25 protein-coding genes are annotated in these 19,722 nt (G+C 37.8%); 18 read left to right on the top strand and 7 right to left on the bottom strand.

The features are described 5' to 3' along the window. Window positions 1-89 precede the first annotated feature (89 nt). From FPV17_RS18715 to FPV17_RS18700, 4 genes are all read left to right on the top strand, one after another. On the top strand, window positions 90-464 hold the full coding sequence (locus tag FPV17_RS18715) for a GntR family transcriptional regulator (protein ID WP_144559950.1): 375 nt from the start codon (window positions 90-92) through the stop codon (window positions 462-464). Beyond that, window positions 461-1,330 carry an ATP-binding cassette domain-containing protein gene (locus FPV17_RS18710; protein WP_144559948.1) on the top strand — a complete coding sequence of 290 codons (870 nt, stop codon included), beginning with the start codon at window positions 461-463 and terminating at the stop codon, window positions 1,328-1,330. Before FPV17_RS18715 ends, FPV17_RS18710 begins: the two co-directional genes overlap by 4 nt. Beyond that, window positions 1,327-2,010, top strand: coding sequence for a hypothetical protein (locus tag FPV17_RS18705; RefSeq protein WP_144559946.1), 684 nt, complete (start codon window positions 1,327-1,329; stop codon window positions 2,008-2,010). The genes FPV17_RS18710 and FPV17_RS18705 overlap by 4 nt, the downstream gene beginning before the upstream one ends. Window positions 2,011-2,174: 164 nt before the next feature. Next, window positions 2,175-2,912: an AAA family ATPase gene (locus tag FPV17_RS18700; RefSeq protein WP_035394972.1), complete on the top strand. Its 738-nt coding sequence runs from the start codon at window positions 2,175-2,177 to the stop codon at window positions 2,910-2,912. 5 nt (window positions 2,913-2,917) lie between these two features. Here the strand turns inward: FPV17_RS18700 and FPV17_RS18695 are convergent, their stop codons facing one another. Continuing rightward, window positions 2,918-3,205 carry a hypothetical protein gene (locus FPV17_RS18695; protein ID WP_144559943.1) on the bottom strand — a complete coding sequence of 96 codons (288 nt, stop codon included), beginning with the start codon at window positions 3,203-3,205 and terminating at the stop codon, window positions 2,918-2,920. A gap of 82 nt (window positions 3,206-3,287) precedes the next feature. Between FPV17_RS18695 and FPV17_RS18690 the strand changes: the two genes are divergently transcribed. From FPV17_RS18690 to FPV17_RS18680, 3 genes are all read left to right on the top strand, one after another. Continuing rightward, the gene (locus FPV17_RS18690; RefSeq protein ID WP_035394973.1) at window positions 3,288-3,782 is read left to right on the top strand and encodes a GNAT family N-acetyltransferase; all 495 of its coding nucleotides are present in this window, start codon (window positions 3,288-3,290) and stop codon (window positions 3,780-3,782) included. A 14-nt stretch (window positions 3,783-3,796) separates the two neighbouring features. Then, window positions 3,797-4,513 (top strand): class I SAM-dependent methyltransferase, encoded by a 717-nt coding sequence (locus FPV17_RS18685; RefSeq protein ID WP_144559941.1) that lies wholly within the window; start codon window positions 3,797-3,799, stop codon window positions 4,511-4,513. 388 nt (window positions 4,514-4,901) lie between these two features. Beyond that, a complete protein-coding gene (locus tag FPV17_RS18680) occupies window positions 4,902-6,110 on the top strand; it encodes an MFS transporter (protein WP_035394975.1) in 1,209 nt (402 codons plus the stop codon). A 141-nt stretch (window positions 6,111-6,251) separates the two neighbouring features. On the opposite strand, the gene FPV17_RS18675 is transcribed toward FPV17_RS18680, so the two are convergent. After that, complete coding sequence (locus tag FPV17_RS18675) at window positions 6,252-7,328, bottom strand: hypothetical protein (protein WP_246117219.1); 1,077 nt, start codon at window positions 7,326-7,328, stop codon at window positions 6,252-6,254. 42 nt (window positions 7,329-7,370) lie between these two features. Between FPV17_RS18675 and FPV17_RS18670 the strand changes: the two genes are divergently transcribed. Next, window positions 7,371-8,720 carry a HEPN domain-containing protein gene (locus FPV17_RS18670; protein ID WP_144559937.1) on the top strand — a complete coding sequence of 450 codons (1,350 nt, stop codon included), beginning with the start codon at window positions 7,371-7,373 and terminating at the stop codon, window positions 8,718-8,720. A gap of 44 nt (window positions 8,721-8,764) precedes the next feature. Here the strand turns inward: FPV17_RS18670 and FPV17_RS18665 are convergent, their stop codons facing one another. From FPV17_RS18665 to FPV17_RS18645, 5 genes are all read right to left on the bottom strand, one after another. Beyond that, entirely contained in the window at window positions 8,765-10,204 is a 1,440-nt protein-coding gene (locus FPV17_RS18665) for a recombinase family protein (RefSeq protein WP_144559935.1), read from the bottom strand. Then, the gene (locus FPV17_RS18660; protein WP_144559933.1) at window positions 10,201-10,563 is read right to left on the bottom strand and encodes a hypothetical protein; all 363 of its coding nucleotides are present in this window, start codon (window positions 10,561-10,563) and stop codon (window positions 10,201-10,203) included. Before FPV17_RS18660 ends, FPV17_RS18665 begins: the two co-directional genes overlap by 4 nt. Next, window positions 10,541-11,155, bottom strand: coding sequence for an ImmA/IrrE family metallo-endopeptidase (locus tag FPV17_RS18655; RefSeq protein WP_144559931.1), 615 nt, complete (start codon window positions 11,153-11,155; stop codon window positions 10,541-10,543). Before FPV17_RS18655 ends, FPV17_RS18660 begins: the two co-directional genes overlap by 23 nt. A gap of 110 nt (window positions 11,156-11,265) precedes the next feature. Then, a complete protein-coding gene (locus FPV17_RS18650; protein WP_210244248.1) occupies window positions 11,266-12,873 on the bottom strand; it encodes an SNIPE associated domain-containing protein in 1,608 nt (535 codons plus the stop codon). 394 nt (window positions 12,874-13,267) lie between these two features. Next, window positions 13,268-13,612: a helix-turn-helix domain-containing protein gene (locus tag FPV17_RS18645; protein ID WP_186370656.1), complete on the bottom strand. Its 345-nt coding sequence runs from the start codon at window positions 13,610-13,612 to the stop codon at window positions 13,268-13,270. Between the two features lie 173 nt (window positions 13,613-13,785). Between FPV17_RS18645 and FPV17_RS18640 the strand changes: the two genes are divergently transcribed. From FPV17_RS18640 to FPV17_RS18600, 10 genes are all read left to right on the top strand, one after another. Further along, window positions 13,786-13,995 (top strand): helix-turn-helix domain-containing protein, encoded by a 210-nt coding sequence (locus tag FPV17_RS18640; RefSeq protein WP_144559927.1) that lies wholly within the window; start codon window positions 13,786-13,788, stop codon window positions 13,993-13,995. A gap of 73 nt (window positions 13,996-14,068) precedes the next feature. Further along, window positions 14,069-14,200, top strand: coding sequence for a hypothetical protein (locus FPV17_RS22440; protein ID WP_281284312.1), 132 nt, complete (start codon window positions 14,069-14,071; stop codon window positions 14,198-14,200). Window positions 14,201-14,304: 104 nt separating this feature from the next. Continuing rightward, complete coding sequence (locus tag FPV17_RS18635) at window positions 14,305-14,937, top strand: hypothetical protein (protein WP_144559925.1); 633 nt, start codon at window positions 14,305-14,307, stop codon at window positions 14,935-14,937. After that, window positions 14,934-15,326 carry a hypothetical protein gene (locus FPV17_RS18630; protein ID WP_144559923.1) on the top strand — a complete coding sequence of 131 codons (393 nt, stop codon included), beginning with the start codon at window positions 14,934-14,936 and terminating at the stop codon, window positions 15,324-15,326. Before FPV17_RS18635 ends, FPV17_RS18630 begins: the two co-directional genes overlap by 4 nt. A 179-nt stretch (window positions 15,327-15,505) precedes the next feature. After that, window positions 15,506-15,715 (top strand): hypothetical protein, encoded by a 210-nt coding sequence (locus tag FPV17_RS18625; RefSeq protein WP_144559921.1) that lies wholly within the window; start codon window positions 15,506-15,508, stop codon window positions 15,713-15,715. A gap of 80 nt (window positions 15,716-15,795) precedes the next feature. Continuing rightward, complete coding sequence (locus FPV17_RS18620) at window positions 15,796-16,800, top strand: RecT family recombinase (protein ID WP_144559919.1); 1,005 nt, start codon at window positions 15,796-15,798, stop codon at window positions 16,798-16,800. A 182-nt stretch (window positions 16,801-16,982) separates the two neighbouring features. Further along, complete coding sequence (locus tag FPV17_RS18615; protein WP_144559918.1) at window positions 16,983-18,341, top strand: winged helix-turn-helix domain-containing protein; 1,359 nt, start codon at window positions 16,983-16,985, stop codon at window positions 18,339-18,341. Beyond that, window positions 18,328-18,552, top strand: a complete 225-nt coding sequence (locus FPV17_RS18610; protein WP_144559916.1) for a DUF6011 domain-containing protein — start codon at window positions 18,328-18,330, stop codon at window positions 18,550-18,552. Before FPV17_RS18615 ends, FPV17_RS18610 begins: the two co-directional genes overlap by 14 nt. Then, window positions 18,549-18,770: a hypothetical protein gene (locus FPV17_RS18605; RefSeq protein ID WP_144559915.1), complete on the top strand. Its 222-nt coding sequence runs from the start codon at window positions 18,549-18,551 to the stop codon at window positions 18,768-18,770. Before FPV17_RS18610 ends, FPV17_RS18605 begins: the two co-directional genes overlap by 4 nt. After that, on the top strand, window positions 18,754-19,722 hold the full coding sequence (locus FPV17_RS18600) for an AAA family ATPase (protein ID WP_144559913.1): 969 nt from the start codon (window positions 18,754-18,756) through the stop codon (window positions 19,720-19,722). The genes FPV17_RS18605 and FPV17_RS18600 overlap by 17 nt, the downstream gene beginning before the upstream one ends.

Here is a 19,722-nt window from a genome sequence, read left to right as displayed (position 1 = left end):
GTATGTAACGACTTAGCCAGATGTTGACAGAAACTTTCTTAAGTTATATGGTTAGTTACATAAGTAATGAACCCCGGAGGTAAAACGATATGGTATTTTCTTTTTCCGGTGATCAACCGATTTTTAGACAACTAACCGTTCGAATTGCGAATGAGATTGTTGGAGGGGTGTTAAAAGAAGGGGATCAAGTTCCTTCCACAAATGAATTTGCCAAGCAATTGCAGATTAATCCGGCGACTGCAGCCAAAGGCATTAACTTATTAGTTGACCAAAAGATTTTATATAAAAAGCGAGGAATTGGCATGTTCGTAGCGGAAGGTGCAAGAGCTAGGCTCATAGAAGAAAGGCAAGAATCGTTTATGCAGAATTACATTATACCGTTGTTAGATGAGGCAACGCAGATCGAATTAAGTGACGAGCACATTAAACAACTAATTGATGATGAGAGGGGCAGGCGAGTATGAATATTAAACTAAATCAGGTAAGAAAACAGATAAAAGGGCAAGACATTCTAAAGAATATAAACATAGCGATTGATGAAGTAGGCATATATGCTGTTCTTGGACCAAATGGTGCAGGGAAAACGACGTTTATGCATGTCATGGCAGGATTGTCTACTTGGGATGGTGGCACTGTAGAAGTGAACGGTGAAAGCCCTTTTGATAATGCTTCTATTTTACGTCACATATGTTTTATTCAAGAAAGCGATAATTTCAAACCGACGCTTAAAGTAAAAGACGTCTTGAAACACGTAGAGGCTTTTTATCCAAATTTAAACCGAGAATTACTGCATCGTCTTGTAAAAGAATATGATTTACCGTTAAACAAACGTTTAATTGAATTATCAAAAGGCATGAATTCAGCCCTAAATATGAGTATTGGCTTAGCAAGCCGGGCACCATTAACAATCTTTGACGAACCCTATATAGGTATGGACGCGACGGCTAGAAAAAAGCTATATAAAGAAATTATTGATGACTACGTCGACCATCCTCGGATCATTTTATTTTCAACACATTTCATTGAAGAAACGGAAAGCATTTTCGAACACGCCATCTTTGTGAATCATGGTCAAGTGTTATTACAAGAGCCAGTTGAAGAACTAGCTGAAAGAGCCTTACGTATTACAGGTCCTACAGACGCCATGAAAACAATTGATCGTTCAGTCTACAAAATCATATCTGAAGATTCGTTTTTATCTGAATCGAATGTAGGCATTTTTTTAGATAAAGGTCAGAAATTGGAGTTACCAATGAATTGCAGCGTTCAGTCACTACCGCTTCAAGAGTTTTTCATTGACTACACAGCAAAGGAGCAGTCGGTCATATGAATCAATTAATGGTACTCAATAAACTCATTCTCTCCGATATGGTGAAAGGATTTCTTTACTTTTGGCTTGTGTTATCGGGTTTTTTGGTTTTAGGCTATGCGATTGCATCGGTAGCAACCGGAACAACTGTCTTTTTATTTGTATGGCCAATATACCTTGTATGGCTATGTGCCAATAGCTTTCAATTGACGAAAAATAATCTTGAATATGCATTAAAACTAGGAGCAACACGCACTCAATTCTTTCTCTCTAGTTTGATCATTCTTCTAGCGGCAATTCTAATCGGTCAATGTCTTCATCGTGTTTATCTTATTGTATTACCGGCGATTGGTAACGTGTTTTCAAGCGGAAATGTGACACTTGTCGGTTTCCAAGAACTATTTCCTGAGCTTACATTGATACATGGAATTGGATATGATATCACGTTTGCCATTCTTTTAGCAGGCCTATTCTATTTACTCGGAACGGTGCGTTTTCAATACGGGATGATCCCCATTTATGTTGCGCTTGCTTTTATGGGTGTTTTGCTATTAATTCCTGTGGTGAGAGAAGTGAGTATGAATTGGTTTACTCAGCTATATGAAGGCGTGTTTCTGGAGTCGTTTTTCTTGCTCGCTCTCATTGGTGCGGTGACGTTTAGTACTAGTCACCCGTTGTTAAAACGCATGACACTTCGATAAAAGAAAGGAAGAAGGCAAGATAATTAAAAATTATCCTGCATAAGAACAAAAGAGTAATGAGATTGAGACTTTCCTTTCAAGGGGAGGTCTTTTTCTATATACAGTACAATTGATTAAGGAGAATATTCGTGTGAAAATGGGGTAGAGAGATTGGAGGGGAAGGTATGTTTTTACGTACTATACGAATTCAGCATGAACGTATTGCATCGTACAGTGATTACCCGTTTTCCATTCCGTTTGTAAAACGGACGGATGAACTCAAAATTGAAGCACCGATTACATTTTTTGTTGGGGAAAATGGTTCAGGCAAATCAACGTTATTAGAAGGGATTGCCGATAAATGTGAGTTTAACACGGCTGGTGGAAGTCGGAACAACGTGTATGACCTTCATGCTTCTGAATCTTCACTTGGCGATTATTTGCGATTATCGTGGCTTCCTAAAGCAACAAATGGATTCTTTTTCAGAGCTGAGTCTTTTTTTCACTTTGCCTCTTATTTAGACAGTCATCCTGAAGCCCTTAACGCGTATGGGGGCAAATCGCTTCATCACCAATCACATGGAGAATCGTTTTTCTCGCTCTTTGCAAATCGGTTTGGACAGAAGGGAATTTATTTATTAGATGAGCCTGAAGCCGCTCTTTCTCCACAGCGGCAGCTTTCATTCTTGCGCATTCTGCATGATTTAACAAAAAAGGGACAATGCCAATTTATTATTGCGACACATTCTCCTATCTTACTTGGATTTCCAAATGCTGATATTTTTCATTTCGGTAAAGCGTCTATTAAAAAAGTTCAATATGAAGATACGAATGCTTATGAGGTGACACGTTCTTTTTTGCAACATCGGAAGACAATGCTTGAAGAACTACTACGTGATGATGAAGAAGAGAGCCAAGAATGACTCTCTTATAAGTGAAAGGTGAATTCAACAAATGCTGCGACAACTGGAATAGAAAAGAAACCTAGCGTAAGGACCAAAACGGACAAGACCAGTAAACCGCCGCTTGGGCGCTGCAGTTGTATAAAGGTAGAAGCAATAATGATTATAAGATAGAGGACAAGCAACGTAATCCAAACGCTTGGTACCGGTGTTACATAAATGTTACTAGGATAATAGAGTGCCGTTAGGCCAATGACAAGGGCAAGTACCGCAAGTAAACCATGAAGTATAATAGATGTTAAACGTAAAGCCATTTCATTCCCTCCAAGAAGACGACTGATCTTCATTGTAAGGGGAACTTACATTTTTTTCAATTGCTAGTAAGAGGGTGATAAGATGCACATAAGGACGATTGAGTTAAAAGACGCTGAGAACTATTTGGCACTAAGTAAACGAATCGAATCGTCGGGCTATATGTTGTTTGAACCTGAAGAAAAAAACATCTCTGTCGCGAAACAACAGGAATTGATTGAACAAATCATTCAAACAAAAAGCACGGCATTATTTGTGGCTGAAGTAGACGATAGCTTAATTGGCTTTATCATGGCGATCGGTGGAACAGTGAAGCGTAAACGTCATTCAGCCTACATTGTTATCGGTGTCGATGAACCATTTCGAGGAAAAGGAGTGGCGACGAAGTTATTTCAGCGGTTATTCGAATGGGCGAAAGAGATGAAACTGACTCGTTTAGAATTAACCGTTATGAAAACAAATGCAAAAGCCTACCAACTGTATCGCAATTTAGGATTTACGGTTGAAGGGGAAAAGATCCATTCCTTACTAGTGGATGGAGAGCCTGTGAATGAATATTACTTATATAAACTGCTCTAAATAGGGGGACTTTCATGATTCCTTTAGTCTATGATCAACTGAATCGTTTTGGAAAAGATGACGAATTTATTCTTTCCTTATTAGAAAAAGCAAATGTGCATGTAGTAGCTGATTTAGGCTGCGGTACAGGACGGCTAACGGTTCATTATGTAGAAAGAGGCTATGATGTAACAGGGATTGATCCGAATGAAGAAGCGCTTGCTTACGCAAAAAAGAAATGGCGTGGAAAAGAGGTTAATTGGGTTCTTGGTGATAGTTCAACGTTAAAAGAGGAAACATACGATGTGGTTGTGTTAACAGCAAATGTTGCCCAAGTTTTTCTTACAGAGCAGAGCTGGAAGAAAACGCTTCAAGATGCCTATCGTGGTTTGAAAAAGGGTGGTCATCTTATTTTTGACTCACGTAATCCCGAAGCAAAGGTGTGGGAGCAGTGGGAGCAAGACGATACGCCGGATCTTGCGGTTCATGAACAGACAGGAGAGCCTTTAGAAATTTGGACAACCTATGATGGGTTTATTGATGATGTTTATACCTTTTACGAAACGGTAAAAGGAGTGCAATCGGGAGAGGTTTATGTAACTGAAAAAATGAAGCTAAAGTTCAGGAGTCATGAAACGTTGCAACAATCGTTGGAACAGGCGGGTTTTTCTTCGGTATATAGCTATGGTGACTGGGAGTTTAAAAAAGCAACCCCGACAAGCTCATCCTTTATCTTTCATGGAATAAAATAATATCTTTACTTTATTCAGAAAAATACCTATAATAAAAAAACGAAACAAGCGACGATGAGAAGAGTACTTGTGCACAAGCATAACAGAGAACTCCTGGTGGTGGGAATGGAGAATGTAATGGCACAAGGAAACAAGTCTCTGAGCTGTACAAAGGATCTTTCAATTCATTTGAAAGTGATGGTGTGCCGGGTTCTCCCGTTATAGAGATAGAGTATAACCACATACTTACATGTGACGTACTTGAAAAGGTTGTTGTAGCGATACAATAACAAACTGGGGTGGCACCGCGAAACTTCTAACAATCCGAAGTCTCGCCCCCAAGGTTATGAAACCTTGGGAGGTGAGACTTTTTTTCGTTGTTCAAAAAAACGATTAGGAGTGGTGCTACATGAACTGGAAAGACCCTATACTTTTGTTAGTTGGTGTTGGAATTTCAAATGTAGGTGCATGGGTTTACCTACTTGCTTTAAATTTAACGGTGTTATCAATGACAGGAAACTCACCCTTAGCAGTTGGGATTTTGTATGTACTAATTCCCCTCGCTACCCTTTTAACCGATGTGTGGGCGGGTTCGTATATTGATCGGTTAAACAAACGAACGCTCATGATAACGTTAGATATTGTGCGAGCATGCCTTATCTTCTGTTTACCATTTTTGAATTCATTGGTTTTGATTTATGCCGTTGTTTTGTTGATTAATATGGGAAGCTCGATGTTTGGATCAACTGCGATTGTTTACATGACAAAATTAATTCCGAAAAGGGAGAGGCAACGCTTTAACTCATTGCGAAATTTTATCGAGTCCAGTGGCTTTATACTCGGACCCTCGATTGCAGGGGTGCTTTTTATCGTCAGTTCACCAAATATGGCTATTTTTGTGAATGCGATTGCCTTACTATTGTCAGCGTTTGTCATTATGCTACTCCCAAATCTCGATTCCAAAGATGAAGAAGTAGTCTATGAAAGAGTAACGCTTGCTGTAATGAAAGAAGATTGGAAGATGGTTGTGGCTTTTGGACAAAAACATACACATGTGACATGGGTGTATCTCTTATTTGGAGGGTTTGTTGTCTTTTTAGCAGGAATTGACTCCATCGAGGCAGCATTTGCAAGGACAGTGCTACTTTTTTCTGAGAGTACGTATGGTTTTCTAGTCGCTATTGCTGGTTTAGGAATGGTCGCAAGCTCACTCTTAAATGCTTGGTTTGCGAAGGTGTTTAAAATCAACGTATTAATAGGAGTTGGAGCAGTGGTTGCACCGATTGGCTATTTAATTTTTGCGTTCTCCCACACGTTTCTAATTGCTGCAATTGGTGTTTTCATCGTGACATTTGCCATTACATTCGCCCATATAGGGTTTCTGACATTTTACCAACACCATATTCCGGTATCAATTATGGGGCGATTTACGAATCTTGTTGGTATGATTGAAGCAGGATTCACTATTGTTGCGGTTGCGTTGATCGGTATCTTTGCAGAATGGATTGCCATTCGTCCTGTCTACATTTTTAGTTCGGTTGCGTTTCTCTTGTTTGGCTTTTACATGTATACGGTTGTGATGAATAAAGGGAAAAAATCGTACTATGAAAATGAATAGTTAAAAAGGATGGTCTCTTTAACGTAAGAAACCATACGCTGTTTTGCTAGCAGCGTATGGTAAATTCGTTTTTTAAGAGAGGAAGGCATGAGCAATTGTTTTCAAACGTGCAAGTGCATTTAAGTGAACGGTCCATGTGAATTAAAAAAATAGGATGGCGAAAAGGGTTGAAACGATCAACCCGATGATAACTGGGAGGAAGCAAACCCGAACAATCTCCTGTGCTGGTACCCGTGATACACCAGCAACCGCTACTAGGGAAGACCAGGCAATCAGCGTACCACCGCCAACCCAAACTGCCCCCATTTGTCCAATTGCCGCTAAAGTGACTGGATCCATCCCAGATACTGGACCGAGAGCACCAGCAAGTGCGCCTGTAAGGGGTAGGCCAGAAAAGCCAGATCCATCGAGACCTGTGATCATTCCAATTAGTAAAATACCAAATGCCGTCCAACCACCGGATTCTGGAATAAACGGTTGACCAGCTGAGACCAATTCAAAAAGAAAAGCTGGAGAAGCATCTGTTTGCAAAATAGCCGATGAAAAGTCGCTACTTCCTAAAAAGAAAAATCCTGCAATGGGAATAACTGGTCCCATTGCTCTAAAGGCAAATAAAAATCCGTCTACAAGATGATCACTTACAGAATCAAACACTTGCTTTGGTTTATGAACGAGACTCGTTAAAATGAGTAAAAGTAATGCTAATCCTCCTACTAAAGCAGCCCCTGCACCGCCTTCTAAAGATAAGTTGGTGAAAAAGGCTGTATAGAGCATATAGCCAACAACTAAAAGAAAGCATAGTGGTACAACAAAGGCAAAAAGCTTTGATTTCCACGTGACTCGTACGTCAGTTTTTATTTGAGTAACGCCTTGCATCCATTTCGTTAAATGACGGTCGTCTTTCCGCTTAATGTGGCGTCTAAGAAATAAATAGGCAAGCAAAATGGCAGTTACTCCAGTAAGGAGAGAAAGAATCAGTGCCTGGTCCGCAACGGCCTGCACCTCAACACCAGCTGCTGTAGCGCTGAGCATTGGCGCAATTTGAATCATATAGTCAGAAGAAAGAGCCATTCCTTGCCCCGCCAGAACAATTGCGGCAGCCCCAGCAATAGGTGGGAGTCCAGCACGTATAGCAACAGGTAGTAGTAACGCCCCAACTAATGGAACAGCTGGAGTAGTTGAAGGGACAAAAAGAAATTTACTTTTTTTTTTGTCTATAATGTAAAATCATTATTAGGACCATAAAGGTGGGATTAAAAAGTGATTATTGGAATTACTAATTTTAAGAATGAAAAATATCTTTTTAAGTTTGATAGCATTAACTTCTCGGTAACATTAGAAGATATAGAATATAGAGAAAAAACTTTCGAAGACTTAAAAGAATTATTTGAAGCTGAATACCATATTACAGTTTTAGATGGTCGAACAACTGATGGAAATGATATTGTATTTAATTTGACCAATAACGGTATGCAGGTAACTTCACCTGGAATTTATTCAGCAAATGTTTATTCGTATATAATCTTTAATGGTGAAAAGAAAGAATATAACGGCCTCGGAATACAAGCTAGAGAATTGGACTTTTTTTTTGATAAAAATAAAGCATTGAACTATAATGTTTCTTCACTTGATGACGGAACAATGGAAATGAGAGTAAAGCCATTTAAAGAAACTCAAGAGTCATTTAATTTTAGTCTAAACGATGATGAATTTTTAGGGTCTTTGAATGTATCAAGAAAAATTATTGACAGAACAATTATTTTGAATAGTGAACTTCACATTAATAAAGTTAATCTAGATAATATTGTAACTGAACTAGAGGAAGTAGTTAGTGTTTTCTCTAAGTTTTTTAGATTTGTTTCTAATAGATTAAATGTACAAATCAGTAAGGTTAATTTGAAGAGTAAATCTCAAGATAACAAATTTAGAATTATAGGAGAGTATTTTCGTAAAGATCAGTGGAGTTACGATGAAATGATTGAAAAAGATTTAAATAAGATTATTAGTTTCGATTTACTGGAAGGTTCTTTACCTAATTTAATTCATAAAATTTCAAAAGGTGAGTTATATCTGAGGCATCTACCAATTACTTATAAAGAAGGAAAAAATATTACCCCAGCAAGATTTATTATGTCCTCTGCTGCTTTTGAATGGCAATATAAACACACTAACGATATAGAACCTGAATCGGAAATTAAACAAGAAGTTATTAGTTATCTAGAAGAAGTTTCTGAACAAAAAACGGGGAAAGACAAAAAATATATTAAAGGTTTACTAAAGATAGTTAAATCAAAAGACAATAGTTTAAATCAAAGAATGCAGAAGGCATTGAATGAGCATGATGTTATCTTGACTCCATTTATTAAGCATCTTTACAGTTTCTCTAATATCAAAAATTATTCAAATCAAGATATATCATCACGTTTGGCAGAGGAAAGAAACAATTTTGCACATGGGAATTTAGATAAAGAGTTTAAGGGGGATTCAGTGTATGATTTATTGTTATTAGAGTGGCTTTACTATGTAATAGTACTTAAAGAAATAGGGCTTAGTGACAAAAAAATACAAAAATCTATAAATAAATTATTTCATAGACTATTAGATATTTAAAAGACATCCTCAAAAGGTAATTTTATATCTTTTGAGGATGTCTTTTATCTGAATTGAAAATTAGATATTTCAAGATTTCTTTTTGAATGCAATACGCGTTTTCCATTCTCCGTGTTCACGTCGAATTTATCTAATAATAGCATAACAGCCTGCTTTTTTTCCATAGGTGTTAATTGATCCCAGTTATCTAAGAAATTTGTGAGAATGTCTACGATTTGGAAAGGGGAATGTGAAGCTTCTTGTTCTCCTAAATTGGCTAGATCATTTTCTAATTCCTCTTGGCGACTTCGATCTTGAATTGTGTGCTCGCGCAGTTCTTCTAATGAAATCACATCATCTGCATACGCCATCTGCCATTTCTTTTTTCTTTCCTTAATTGAATGCAGCTGTTTCTTAATTTGTTGAACTTTTTGATGAAAGTGTTGTTCTTCTTTATCTGGAGTAGCAGCAATTTCATTTGCCGCGTCATACTGATTTGTAAGCAAAAGCTGAAGCTCGGTCAAGAAATGCTTTTCGACATTTAACTCACTTACCATTGGCAAATCACATTTCTTTTCACGCTGATTCGTACAAACGAGATAGGCATATGAGCGATTCTTGGCTGTCTTATTCATCCGTCCCTTTAACGGTGCACCACATCTACCACATTTGATTGTGCCAGTGAAAATGTAAGTAGATGAGACTGCCTTCGCAGGAACATTACTCCGTGCGGCACGTAAAGCCATAATACTTTCATAGCGTTCCTTTGTAATAATCCCTTCGCAAAAGTCTTCATAAATCTTCCCGCCCCATTGAAGCGCTCCATACGAAATCGGGTTTTTAATAATATCGCGGACGGTTTTAGATGAAAAAGTATTGCCCAAGCGCGTTTTCTTTTTTAGCTCATGGTTAAGAATAATCGAAATCGAATTGTCGCCTTTGAAATTTTCGTAAAGGTCATAGATGTAGCGATACAGAGCTGATTCTTCTTGGTCAATTTGGAGCTTTGAATGATTGTCTAGTGAATAGCCGAAGGGAGCAGGCCCACCCGGCCAACGTCCTTCCTCGACCATTTGTTCCATACCAAATTTAACGCGGTCAGCCAAGTTCTCTCGTTCCCACTGGGCAACAGCAGCAACCAATGTTATAAATAATCGCCCTGTAGGTGTGGTTGTGTCAAAGACTTCAGTAGCGGATTTAAACATGCAGCCATATTTATCAAATTGAGCAAGTAGCTGATATAGATCCATAACAGAGCGCGTTAAGCGGTCGAGCTTATATACAAGCACAACTTCAATCCGATTGTGTGCAATATCGTCCAGCATACGCTGCAGTTCAGGGCGTTCAGTGTCTTTGGCAGATCGACCTTCATCTATGTAAAAATCGACTACATCCCAATCTTGTGAACGGGCAAACATATCCAAGCGCTCCCGTTGAGCGCGAATGGAAAAGCCTTCTTTTGCTTGTTCTTCAGTTGAAACTCTTAAATAAATCGCCGCTTTCATGGATGATATCCTCCTTGATAAAGCCTTTTAACATCCAATTGAAGTATTTCCTCAACGTCTGCCATTTGTAAAATGAAATAATCTGCTTCATTTATGCGTTCCGGGTCATAACCAGCTAAATGAATTTCTTTCTGAACAGTTGGAACATGAATTGTTATATCGTAAGGGTCGAAAATTCCTTTGGAAAGAGTGCTCATCGTTACAGTAACAGCTGATAAGGAATCATGAAAATCTTCAATTCTTTCAAATGGCGCTATTAAATTGTACGTCACATAGTCGTCTTCCATCTGGACAGGTAATAACAGCCATATCGGTAGCAGTTGTCCGTCTCTTTCTTCATAATAAACGCCTAACGTCATAGCTAATAGACTCCTCTCCGACTTTTGATGCCAACTGATGTAGCATTTCTCTTGTACCATCATATATATTCTCGGCTTGCAAACTTTTGCGTTTATTTAATTCTTGATTATACTCCAGTCTTGTTTGAATGATTGAACGAGTACGCTCCCGTTTCATCGAATGACAGCGGTCAACAATCATCTGTTCTGGAAGCTGAAAGAGTTCTTGCAGGTCTAGGATTGATCTTTGCTCATGAACTAAAGGTAAGAAAATATGACGCGGCATCGCTATATAGCGAGAGACAAAGCGCGCTTGTTCCTCTTGCAATGTCATCATAGACTTTGGCATATGCCTTTGGTTCCCATGATGAAAGAGATAATGCGCTAGCTCGTGGAAGAACACTCTGCGTTGTTCATAAAAAGGTAACCTATTATCCATGAAAATAACGGCGTAATCATCTTCGTATATACAATAACTTGATCTAGCTTGAAACTTAATGTCAATTTTATAAAGCGCACAAAGGTTTTCAATGGAAAGATCAGAAATGCTATGAATACCCGATAATTTCATTCGGTTGCTTATTGTTACTTCTCTCTCTGTGGTGTAGCGCATATGAAGATCTCCTTTAAAAAAAGCGAATATATGTTCGTTATTTGTGTTGAAATAAGGAACTTAGCTAAATTTCTCTAAGTTCCGTATAAACTTATAAATAACGTAATTGATTATGAAACTGATTGCTCAACCGTTTGTTCAAGAGCTAAACTTTGACGGTATTCTGCAGCTTCAGCGATTTTAGTGAAAATAACTGTTTTATCATGGTGCGTATTAACGAATTTTTCAATTTGACTAAGCGAAACTTTAAAAAATTCTTTGCGAGTGTTCATCTTGTTTACACTATAAGATACGAATGCATCATGCAACTGTTTTTCGAGTCTAGGCGCATCATTACTGAAAATCATAGCATGAACATCGAAGTTAAAGGGAACAGAAGCACTTCCTAATTCTTTCACACGATCAAATGGTTCTAATCTTCTTGTGACACCGATCTTATATATATTATCACCAAAGGATCCGATGTTTGAAATAATATATACATAACCTGCACGAGTATTTTTCTCTCTAACAAAGACATTCTCTTTATCTTTCTGAACCGATTGTAGTTGGTCATTAAGTGAATTAATTTGTTTAAGTAGTTCTTCTCTTTCTTTCAGCGCTTCTTGATCTACGAGCTCTTGAGCTTCTTCTTTGTCAAGCCTCTCTTGAAGCTTCCTAATTTTAATATTAAAGTGTTGTTCTTCTTTTTCAATCTTGGCTCTCTCAGCTTGGATTTCTTTTTGTGCTTTCGCTTCTTCTCTTATCTGTTCTTTAATCATACGTTGTTCTTCACGTTCAGCTTCCTTCTGCTGCTCAAATTCAAACGCTAAATATAGTTCTTCTATTTTTAAATTAATATACTCCTGAGATATTTCAATCTCACAGAGCCTGTTAGTCTTTTTAATAGATTCAGCAGACTTATGTATTCTCTTTTCGGTTGATTGAATATTACTAAGTGTGACTTTTGAAATCGCATTTTCGCATTCTACGTTAAATGCTCTAATGGCCATTTTAGCACTTTCATTCATAAATGCTTGGCCTTTTTTTACGCTTCCGTTGAATGTAAAATCAGTCATTTGATTTGTTGCAAGCTTGTTCTTCACCATTTCTCTTTGCTGTTTTCGAATTGCTGAAAGTTCTTCTTTAAATTGAGTTGAAGTGTCAAAACTATATTTTGGCTCGTAAAAACCAAAAGATTGTAAAAGGGCTTCTTCTTCCAATATAACCACTTGTTCTTGTAAAGCGTCTTTCTGATCTTGAAGCATTTGAAATTCCGTCTTATTGGTGTTAAACTCCATTTTCTTTTTCAAATAATTGTGGCGTTCTTCTTTGTATTCCTTCAACTTACTATTGAATCTTTCTATTAGAGCATGCATCTTAGAAGATTGCTCTTTTATTTCTTTTTTTGTGTGTTCCGTATTTTCGAGTTCTTGCTGAGTCAACGACAGATTATATTGATTTTCGCTAAGTTGTTTTACTAATTCTTCTTTTTCTAATTTTAATTGTTCAATGTCCGAAGAAATGGACTCAAGCTCTTGATACTTATTATTCAAGTGTTGTTCAACTTCAAATTGTTCGTGTACTTTCAGGTTCATTAATCCTTGTCTAGTTTTGCGACGATTTTTAACTTGTAAAATCAGTAAAATGATTGCGATTATAGCAGGGACAATAAAAATTGAAAATAAAGCTAATACCATTATGAGCCATGTGGAATAATACCACCGATCTTTATACATAGAAATCAGACCTCCAAATTTAGTTTATTTTACTTATGAGTTGTTTCATTTTGTCCCAATTAATATGGAATATAGTTGATATTTTTAAGTAATTGGTTTTGGTTAAATAGATCTAGAAGTTGAAGAAAATAAATACGCTTTTATCAGCGTAATTTATTTACTTAAACGATTGAGTTAATTGATCTTTTCTCCAAAAAGGTTCATTTGGTGAAGGTAGATCATAATTATTTAAACTTGTTAAAAATCAATGACGCACCAGTGAACGTGTAAAATAACTTTTACATTTTGTTAGCGTGATTCATTTATTGAAAAGCTTTGCAATGAAATATATAATTATTTTTTGCTTTTGTATAAAACAAAAAAACTCCGTAAAAATATAATGTTTTTAACTTATTTATCCGCGCTTATCCCTCTTTACTTCTTCCTGGAACCTTTTCTTCATTTTTCGATATTGCTCCAACTGTTGTTCAATAAATTCTCTTTCATCTTCATCTTCATATTGTGGACCACCGTCATGAGCGATGGAGATGTCAGAGTTAGGATTGTCGGTACGCCCAAGTAAGTAGTCAATGGTTACATCGTAAAAGTTAGCTAATTGTTGAAGTGTGTCAAAATCAGGTTGTGTTTTTTCTGTTTCATATCTAGCATATGTTGACCTATTAATTCCTAATATCTGTGTTAAAGCTTCTTGAGACAACTTTTTTTGTTTTCTTAAGGAAGCAAGCCTTCTTCCATACATGCTTCTAGACCCACTTTCTAATAGGATGTGAGATGTGATTATTATGCACATGACTTCAGTATAAAGAAGAAAGAAATCTTTATAAAGTTTTGTGAAAAAAATACACAAAAAAACTTTACTGTGCAAATATTGCACTTTATAATTTGACTTAAGTAATGATTGGAGGTGATTAAGTGATTAATCAAATTTTAGTTAAAAAGAGAACGGAAAGTAACCTGACTCAAGCTAAAGTTGCTGAAATTATAGGTATTGACCGTTCTTATTATACAAAAATTGAATTAGGTTTAGTTCCAAGTGTTAAAGTAGCAAAAAAATTGGCTAATTTATTCAATTTGAAGTGGACGATTTTTTTTGAAAATAATTGTGTGAAAAATGCACAATGAATTTTTATCCTAAATTGCTTGGTCAGTCCCACTATCCCACTCACATACCTTAATGAAAAGGAGGTGATCCCCTTTGGAAGAGCGAGATACAAGCAAGCCGTCAAAGGAAGCTGTTATGAACTTGTATCGTTTCTTCATGAAAACATCGGTTCCACGAATACTTAAGAAGCGACGGGAAGAAGAAGCGAACAAGAAAAGTTCTTAAATCATACTTAGGCAAGATCGGCATTCAGGTCTTGTCAGGAGAAACAAGGACGAGCATCTACAATCATTGTATCTTTGAAAACTGAATAAGCGGAGGCGAACGAATTGACGAACACATTGCACCAAACGCGTTTGTATAAAGCATCACAGATAAAGGATATTTTGCGAATCGCAAGAGAAAGGGCATGTCAACCCGAATACCGCACCAAACAGCGCATGGCTGATGAGTTGGGCATTACGGTTGCAAGGCTTACACGCATTGAAGATGGTACAGCGCAAGTGACGATGGAGCTAGCCATCCAGTGGTGTGAAATCGTAAAGGATTACACGGCGTTGGCTAAAGTAAGGCACATATGGGGCTTAGATCTTCCAGCTACAAACCCGTTGTTACAAGAAGATGTTCTCGCTCAACTGATTAATTTCCGTCGGCAGGCAACACAGGCGATTGAAGCGGTGACGAGGTTACTAGATGTGTCGGTTCAAATTAGACCAGGTGATATAGCAGCTGAACGATTTGAGCAAGAGCTTTATATGAATGCAGAGGAAATTTTAGATATGAAGCAAGCGACTGAATCCTTGCTTGAGAGCATGAGGATGGCTTGGGGGCTTGATCGCGAAAGGTTGCGGAGAGGTTGGATTCAAGAAGCACTAACCGATGGCATTTTAATTAACAGCGTATCGCATTATGAAGAAATCAAGCGCGGTAAATTTTTTGCAGAAAGGGCTGCTACTCTATGACAACACAATCGTTATCAACACAACCATTAATTGATTTTAACAAAGCTCAAATGTCTGTCGTTTATGAAGCAATGGAGCGATACATTGAAAAGCTAGAGGGCGGTAATAAAAAATTGTTTCGGATAACTCTTGTAAAGGTTCTTAACGAGGGGAATGAAGTAAGGCTTGATGGTATGGGAATGCGTCAGATAAACCAGGCATTGGCTCAAAGAGCAAAGCTACATTATGCGTTTGACCAATCATCCGCCGGTAAAGCTAAATGGCGTATAGTGGCACAGTTGGCAAATGTAATGCTTATAAAAATGCATAAGTTTCAACAAGATAATAGTCCATTAAACAGAAAAGAAGCACAAACTGCTGTAACAGTTCATGCTTCGGTTGCAAACTAAAACATTTTCTAAATCAATCTTACATTAAATAATTTACGACGGCAATAGTCAAAATGACGGCTGCTGTCGCAGAGGCTACGTAACCCCTCCTATATACGTTCGGACAAGCTCTATCTCTCCAACGTAGCCTCTGCGGCAGCAGCACCCGATCTTTGAAAATAGAATAGGAGGTATTTGAAATGTCATTGCATTATTGGAGTTCAGACACAGATGCGTATAAGCGCATATCTGATGATTATTTATTTTACTTGGAGAATCATATCAGAATTTTAGGTATGGCAGTAGGTGTTGAAAGGGTAGCACGTCGCTTAAAGATTAATGAGCGTGATGTAATACACCTTTTTCATGAGGTAGCTAGAATAAAAAAGCCGAACCAGCTGGCGGGCTGATTCGACTTCATGCATATACTCGAAATTGTTAAATCCAGTATATGCGATTAATCCAAATATTGCAATACAGGAGGTAAGTAATGACCGAACAAGATGCGAACATAGAAGAAACAAATGTGCAAGATACAGACTTACAAGAAACTGAAAAGCTAAAGAATGAAGTGGCGAAAACAAATGGAACAAGCCTATTACAGTTTACTGATGAAAAGATAGCGGTTATTCGTAATACCGTTGCAAAGGGTGCTACAAATGACGAACTAGAAATGTTTATACATTTGGCACAACGGTACCAACTCGATCCCTTTTTAAAGGAGATTTGGTTCATTAAGCGCGCAAAGAAAATTAAAGATAGTAACGGTAATTGGGATTATAAGAGGCTGCCGAGTGGCGAGGTAGATTATACAGGTGTTGACCCTATCATCATGACATCGCGAGACGGTTACGTTAAGGTGGCGCAGAGTGACCCGGATTATGAAGAATTGAGCAGTTTTGAGATACGTCAAAAGGATAAATTTAGCTTTAATCCTATGACAAAAGAAATTCATCATGAAATCGGTTCAGATCGTGGTGCTATTACAGGTGCGTGGGCAATTTGCCGCAAAAAAGGAAGAGAACCTGCAGTAGCCTTAGTTGATTTTAACGAATATAAAAATGCTGCTGGTAAAAATAATGTTTGGGATAACTACCCAAGCGCGATGATTAAAAAAGTGGCGGAGGTCTTGGTATTAAAGCGTCAATTTAATATCAATGGATTAGTCACAGAAGAAGAAATGCCGAAGCAATATAGCTTCGAGTATGACGATCCAAACTTGAAACGTTTAGAAAATCGTCCACAAAATCAAGATAACGTGATCGACCAAGAGGAAAAAGAGAAGTTGAAAAAGGAATGGCTTCAAGCGATGGAAGAGGTAAAGAGTTTAATGGACGATCTAGGAATGGCAGTTGATGAATTTGAAGCTATTGTGCAGTTTGACTTGAAGATCACTTCTGATCGAAAACATTGGACGTTAGATGAGATTAAGAAGGTAAGCGACCATCTTAAAAAACGTTTAGATGGCGTAGATACAACAAGTGATGGAAATTAGATTGCCAATACCTCATGTCTTTAGGAGCTTTGTACAAGGGAGCGAGCAACCTGTGGACTTATATTATAAGTTCGCAGCTGCTTACTTCCGAAAAAACTATCATGAGTACGAAGTAATTGAGTTTGATAAAGATTCGGCAATCTGCCGTTTGAAGACAGAAAACAATTAAAGGAGGACGTAAGATGTCTGTACGATACTTCCGTGTTTTCTCTGGTCTTCTAACACCCGACCATCGGACAAGAATGGGAGCATCTATTTGGACGTTTTTGTGGCTAATTGACCATATAACGGACGAAACAATAGATGAAGAAACCGGGCAGAGAGTGGGGAATGTATTTTACGGAAACCCCAAAAGTTATGAAGAAATCGGAGAAGAACTAGGATATGCAAAATCAGCCATATCTAAGCATTGCAAAACGCTTGAAAATGAGGGCTATATCTCCATGGAAACTGAACCAAGAGGGAACAGATTCAGGGTTTTAAACTCGAAAAAATGGAACAACCCTCCTGAACATCGTTCTCAAAACAGAACGGAGCGTACACAAAACAGAACGAAGCGTTCTCAAATGGAAACGCAAGACGAAAAAGAGGGTTTCCAAAACAGAACGAAGTGTTTCCAAAAGAGAACGCTGAGTATCCGAAACAGAACGGTGCGTTCACTTTTAGGTGGCTCTATATTAAATAAAAGAATAAATAAAAATAAATTAAAAGAAAAAGAAATTAATACTACTATTATTCACGGAGATTCCATTCAAGAAAAAATTGATGCTGTGAATAATGACGAACACCTTTCTGATTTTGAGCGTCTTGAAAATCGCTACATTGAACTAAGAGCAAAAGGTATTCAAATCAGTATGGCAGATATACAAGCGATTCAAGAGACTTTGGAGCACGTTCCTTACGATGCAGCAGCCTTCTTTTTGGCTAAATGCTTTGAAAATCGTAAAGGGACTAGCATTAATAGTTTCCGATATTGCCAAAAGTATATTGTCAGTGAGTACCAAAGAGAAGTTGACCGGCAAAAAGCAATAGCGGAGGCACAAAGCAAAAAGATCGTTCCTTTCCAGCATCCCTCTGCTGCATACGATGAGTCATCAGATGAGTATAAACTGGCTGATTTATTACTACGCCAAATTGTGCGAGATCAGAGCGACTTTACAAAGCCAGACCTGCAAAAATGGGCTAGCGATTTTAATATAATGCTAGCCGATGGCAAGGAGGCAATACATATCCAAGAAGCTATAGTTTTTGCACGAAAAAACGCCTTTTGGAAAACGAGAGTATTGTCGCCGGATGATTTAAAACGAAACTACGACAGGTTGAGAGCACAAGCGCAAGCGGAGAAAGCGCCCAATGCCGGCAAACGTAATCAACGCGTAGCGGATATGCCCAAATGGATGGTCGAGGAACAAGATCAAAAATCGAGTGACGTTGAATCAAATTCAAACTCTAACGACGATGGACAAGCTGAACTTAAAGCACTATTAGCAGAGCGTCAACGTCGCAAACAAGAAAGGGGCCTCAAAAATGGCAGCTATTGAAGCAGAGGTGATGCACACCCATTGCAAGCGTTGCAAAGGACAATTAACAGCCAAGGAAAGCATGCGTAGGGGTTATGGTCCAGTGTGTTACAAAAAAGCTATTACGCCTATTGATCTAATAAAGTCACTGACTAAACTAGCTAACTCAAACAAAGATGAGAATTTCATGGACGAATTGGACGACTTAGAAAAGCGGAGGAAGATCGGATGAACGTAGAAACGCTACTGAATGGTAGCCAACTTGTCACAATGGCTAATGGTCAAGAGGGCACAATTATTCATTTACCATGTTCCAACCAATGCACTGTGAAGTTTGATGGTAAGGATGACATTGTTTCAAGCCCTATAGAAGCATTAGCCTGGATGAAAAAATTTGATCGGATGATCCGATCTGATTTAAAGGGTGAGTTGAATGAAAGCAGTAGTTAACCCAGTTCCTGAATTGTTAAGAATGATAGACAGTGCTAGTCGTGATAACTACGAACAATTTGCAGTAGACGTACAAAAGATTGCTGATAAATATTTAAAGGTTGGCGATCAGTCTAAGGCAAGCAGAATAAAAGAGAAACTAGCAAGATATTCTCGTATGAAATCCAGTAAATCGGCTATGAGGCTTCAAGAAAGTAATGAATATGATTTTTATGTACCGGAGGATTCAAAGCAAAAAACAATTAACTATACACTTTCCAAGTGCTTAAAATTACAAGTTGATGAAATAGTGGCCGTATTTTTGAGAAAAGAACAATTTTGGGAAGCAGAAATACCATTGCCGAGTAATACCTTAATGTTTGGTCCACCTGGAACAGGAAAAACATTAACAGCCCATTTTATAGCGCAACTACTAAATTTACCATTGTTGTTAGTGAGACTAGATTCAATAGTTGACTCATCACTTGGGGGGACAGCGCAAAATCTACGAAAAGTTTTTGATGTTGCTAATAAACAACCGTGTATATTGTTTCTTGATGAATTTGACGCTATAGCAGCTGATAGGAATTCCCATGGTGGAAGTGGGGCTGATGAAGAAATGAGGCGTGTCGTCAATTCTTTGTTACAAAATATAGATGCTTTAAATGATGAAGTATTATTATTTGCCGCAACAAATTTAGGTAACAAGATTGATGCTGCGGTGTGGCGCAGGTTTCATAATCGACTTGATTTTGATTATCCATCGGTTGAAGAAGTTGCGATGTATTTATCGAAATTGTTAAAGGATAATCCTTTGTTAACTTCACAATCGGAGCAATTTCTAGGTCTAAGTTATGCAGATATTGAACTTACAGTTAATAGGGCCAAGACCAAAGCAATCCTAAGAGACGCATTGCTGGATCAAGAATTGATTGCCGAGGCTTTGGATCAACATAAAGAACAAAGGAGATAG

The sequence above is a fragment of the Shouchella miscanthi genome (assembly GCF_007725405.1).
Lineage (GTDB): Bacteria > Bacillota > Bacilli > Bacillales > Bacillaceae_D > Shouchella > Shouchella hunanensis.
The sequence above is the reverse complement of the archived record's forward strand: the minus strand, read 5'-3'. Positions and strand labels throughout refer to the sequence as shown.

Excerpts from the sequence above, each read along its gene's own strand:
- FPV17_RS18700 (WP_035394972.1), top strand. The coding sequence starts at position 2,175 with ATGTTTTTACGTACTATACGAATTCAGCATGAACGTATTGCATCGTAC.
- FPV17_RS18625 (WP_144559921.1), top strand. The coding sequence starts at position 15,506 with ATGTCATTGCATTATTGGAGTTCAGACACAGATGCGTATAAGCGCATA.
- FPV17_RS18610 (WP_144559916.1), top strand. The coding sequence starts at position 18,328 with ATGGCAGCTATTGAAGCAGAGGTGATGCACACCCATTGCAAGCGTTGC.
- FPV17_RS18685 (WP_144559941.1), top strand. The coding sequence starts at position 3,797 with ATGATTCCTTTAGTCTATGATCAACTGAATCGTTTTGGAAAAGATGAC.
- FPV17_RS18630 (WP_144559923.1), top strand. The coding sequence starts at position 14,934 with ATGACAACACAATCGTTATCAACACAACCATTAATTGATTTTAACAAA.
- FPV17_RS18680 (WP_035394975.1), top strand. The coding sequence starts at position 4,902 with ATGAACTGGAAAGACCCTATACTTTTGTTAGTTGGTGTTGGAATTTCA.
- FPV17_RS18695 (WP_144559943.1), bottom strand. The coding sequence starts at position 3,205 with ATGGCTTTACGTTTAACATCTATTATACTTCATGGTTTACTTGCGGTA.
- FPV17_RS18605 (WP_144559915.1), top strand. The coding sequence starts at position 18,549 with ATGAACGTAGAAACGCTACTGAATGGTAGCCAACTTGTCACAATGGCT.
- FPV17_RS18650 (WP_210244248.1), bottom strand. The coding sequence starts at position 12,873 with ATGTATAAAGATCGGTGGTATTATTCCACATGGCTCATAATGGTATTA.
- FPV17_RS18715 (WP_144559950.1), top strand. The coding sequence starts at position 90 with ATGGTATTTTCTTTTTCCGGTGATCAACCGATTTTTAGACAACTAACC.
- FPV17_RS18660 (WP_144559933.1), bottom strand. The coding sequence starts at position 10,563 with ATGACGTTAGGCGTTTATTATGAAGAAAGAGACGGACAACTGCTACCG.
- FPV17_RS18615 (WP_144559918.1), top strand. The coding sequence starts at position 16,983 with ATGTCTGTACGATACTTCCGTGTTTTCTCTGGTCTTCTAACACCCGAC.
- FPV17_RS18705 (WP_144559946.1), top strand. The coding sequence starts at position 1,327 with ATGAATCAATTAATGGTACTCAATAAACTCATTCTCTCCGATATGGTG.
- FPV17_RS18600 (WP_144559913.1), top strand. The coding sequence starts at position 18,754 with ATGAAAGCAGTAGTTAACCCAGTTCCTGAATTGTTAAGAATGATAGAC.
- FPV17_RS18690 (WP_035394973.1), top strand. The coding sequence starts at position 3,288 with ATGCACATAAGGACGATTGAGTTAAAAGACGCTGAGAACTATTTGGCA.
- FPV17_RS18620 (WP_144559919.1), top strand. The coding sequence starts at position 15,796 with ATGACCGAACAAGATGCGAACATAGAAGAAACAAATGTGCAAGATACA.
- FPV17_RS18655 (WP_144559931.1), bottom strand. The coding sequence starts at position 11,155 with ATGCGCTACACCACAGAGAGAGAAGTAACAATAAGCAACCGAATGAAA.
- FPV17_RS18665 (WP_144559935.1), bottom strand. The coding sequence starts at position 10,204 with ATGAAAGCGGCGATTTATTTAAGAGTTTCAACTGAAGAACAAGCAAAA.
- FPV17_RS18645 (WP_186370656.1), bottom strand. The coding sequence starts at position 13,612 with ATGTATGGAAGAAGGCTTGCTTCCTTAAGAAAACAAAAAAAGTTGTCT.
- FPV17_RS18710 (WP_144559948.1), top strand. The coding sequence starts at position 461 with ATGAATATTAAACTAAATCAGGTAAGAAAACAGATAAAAGGGCAAGAC.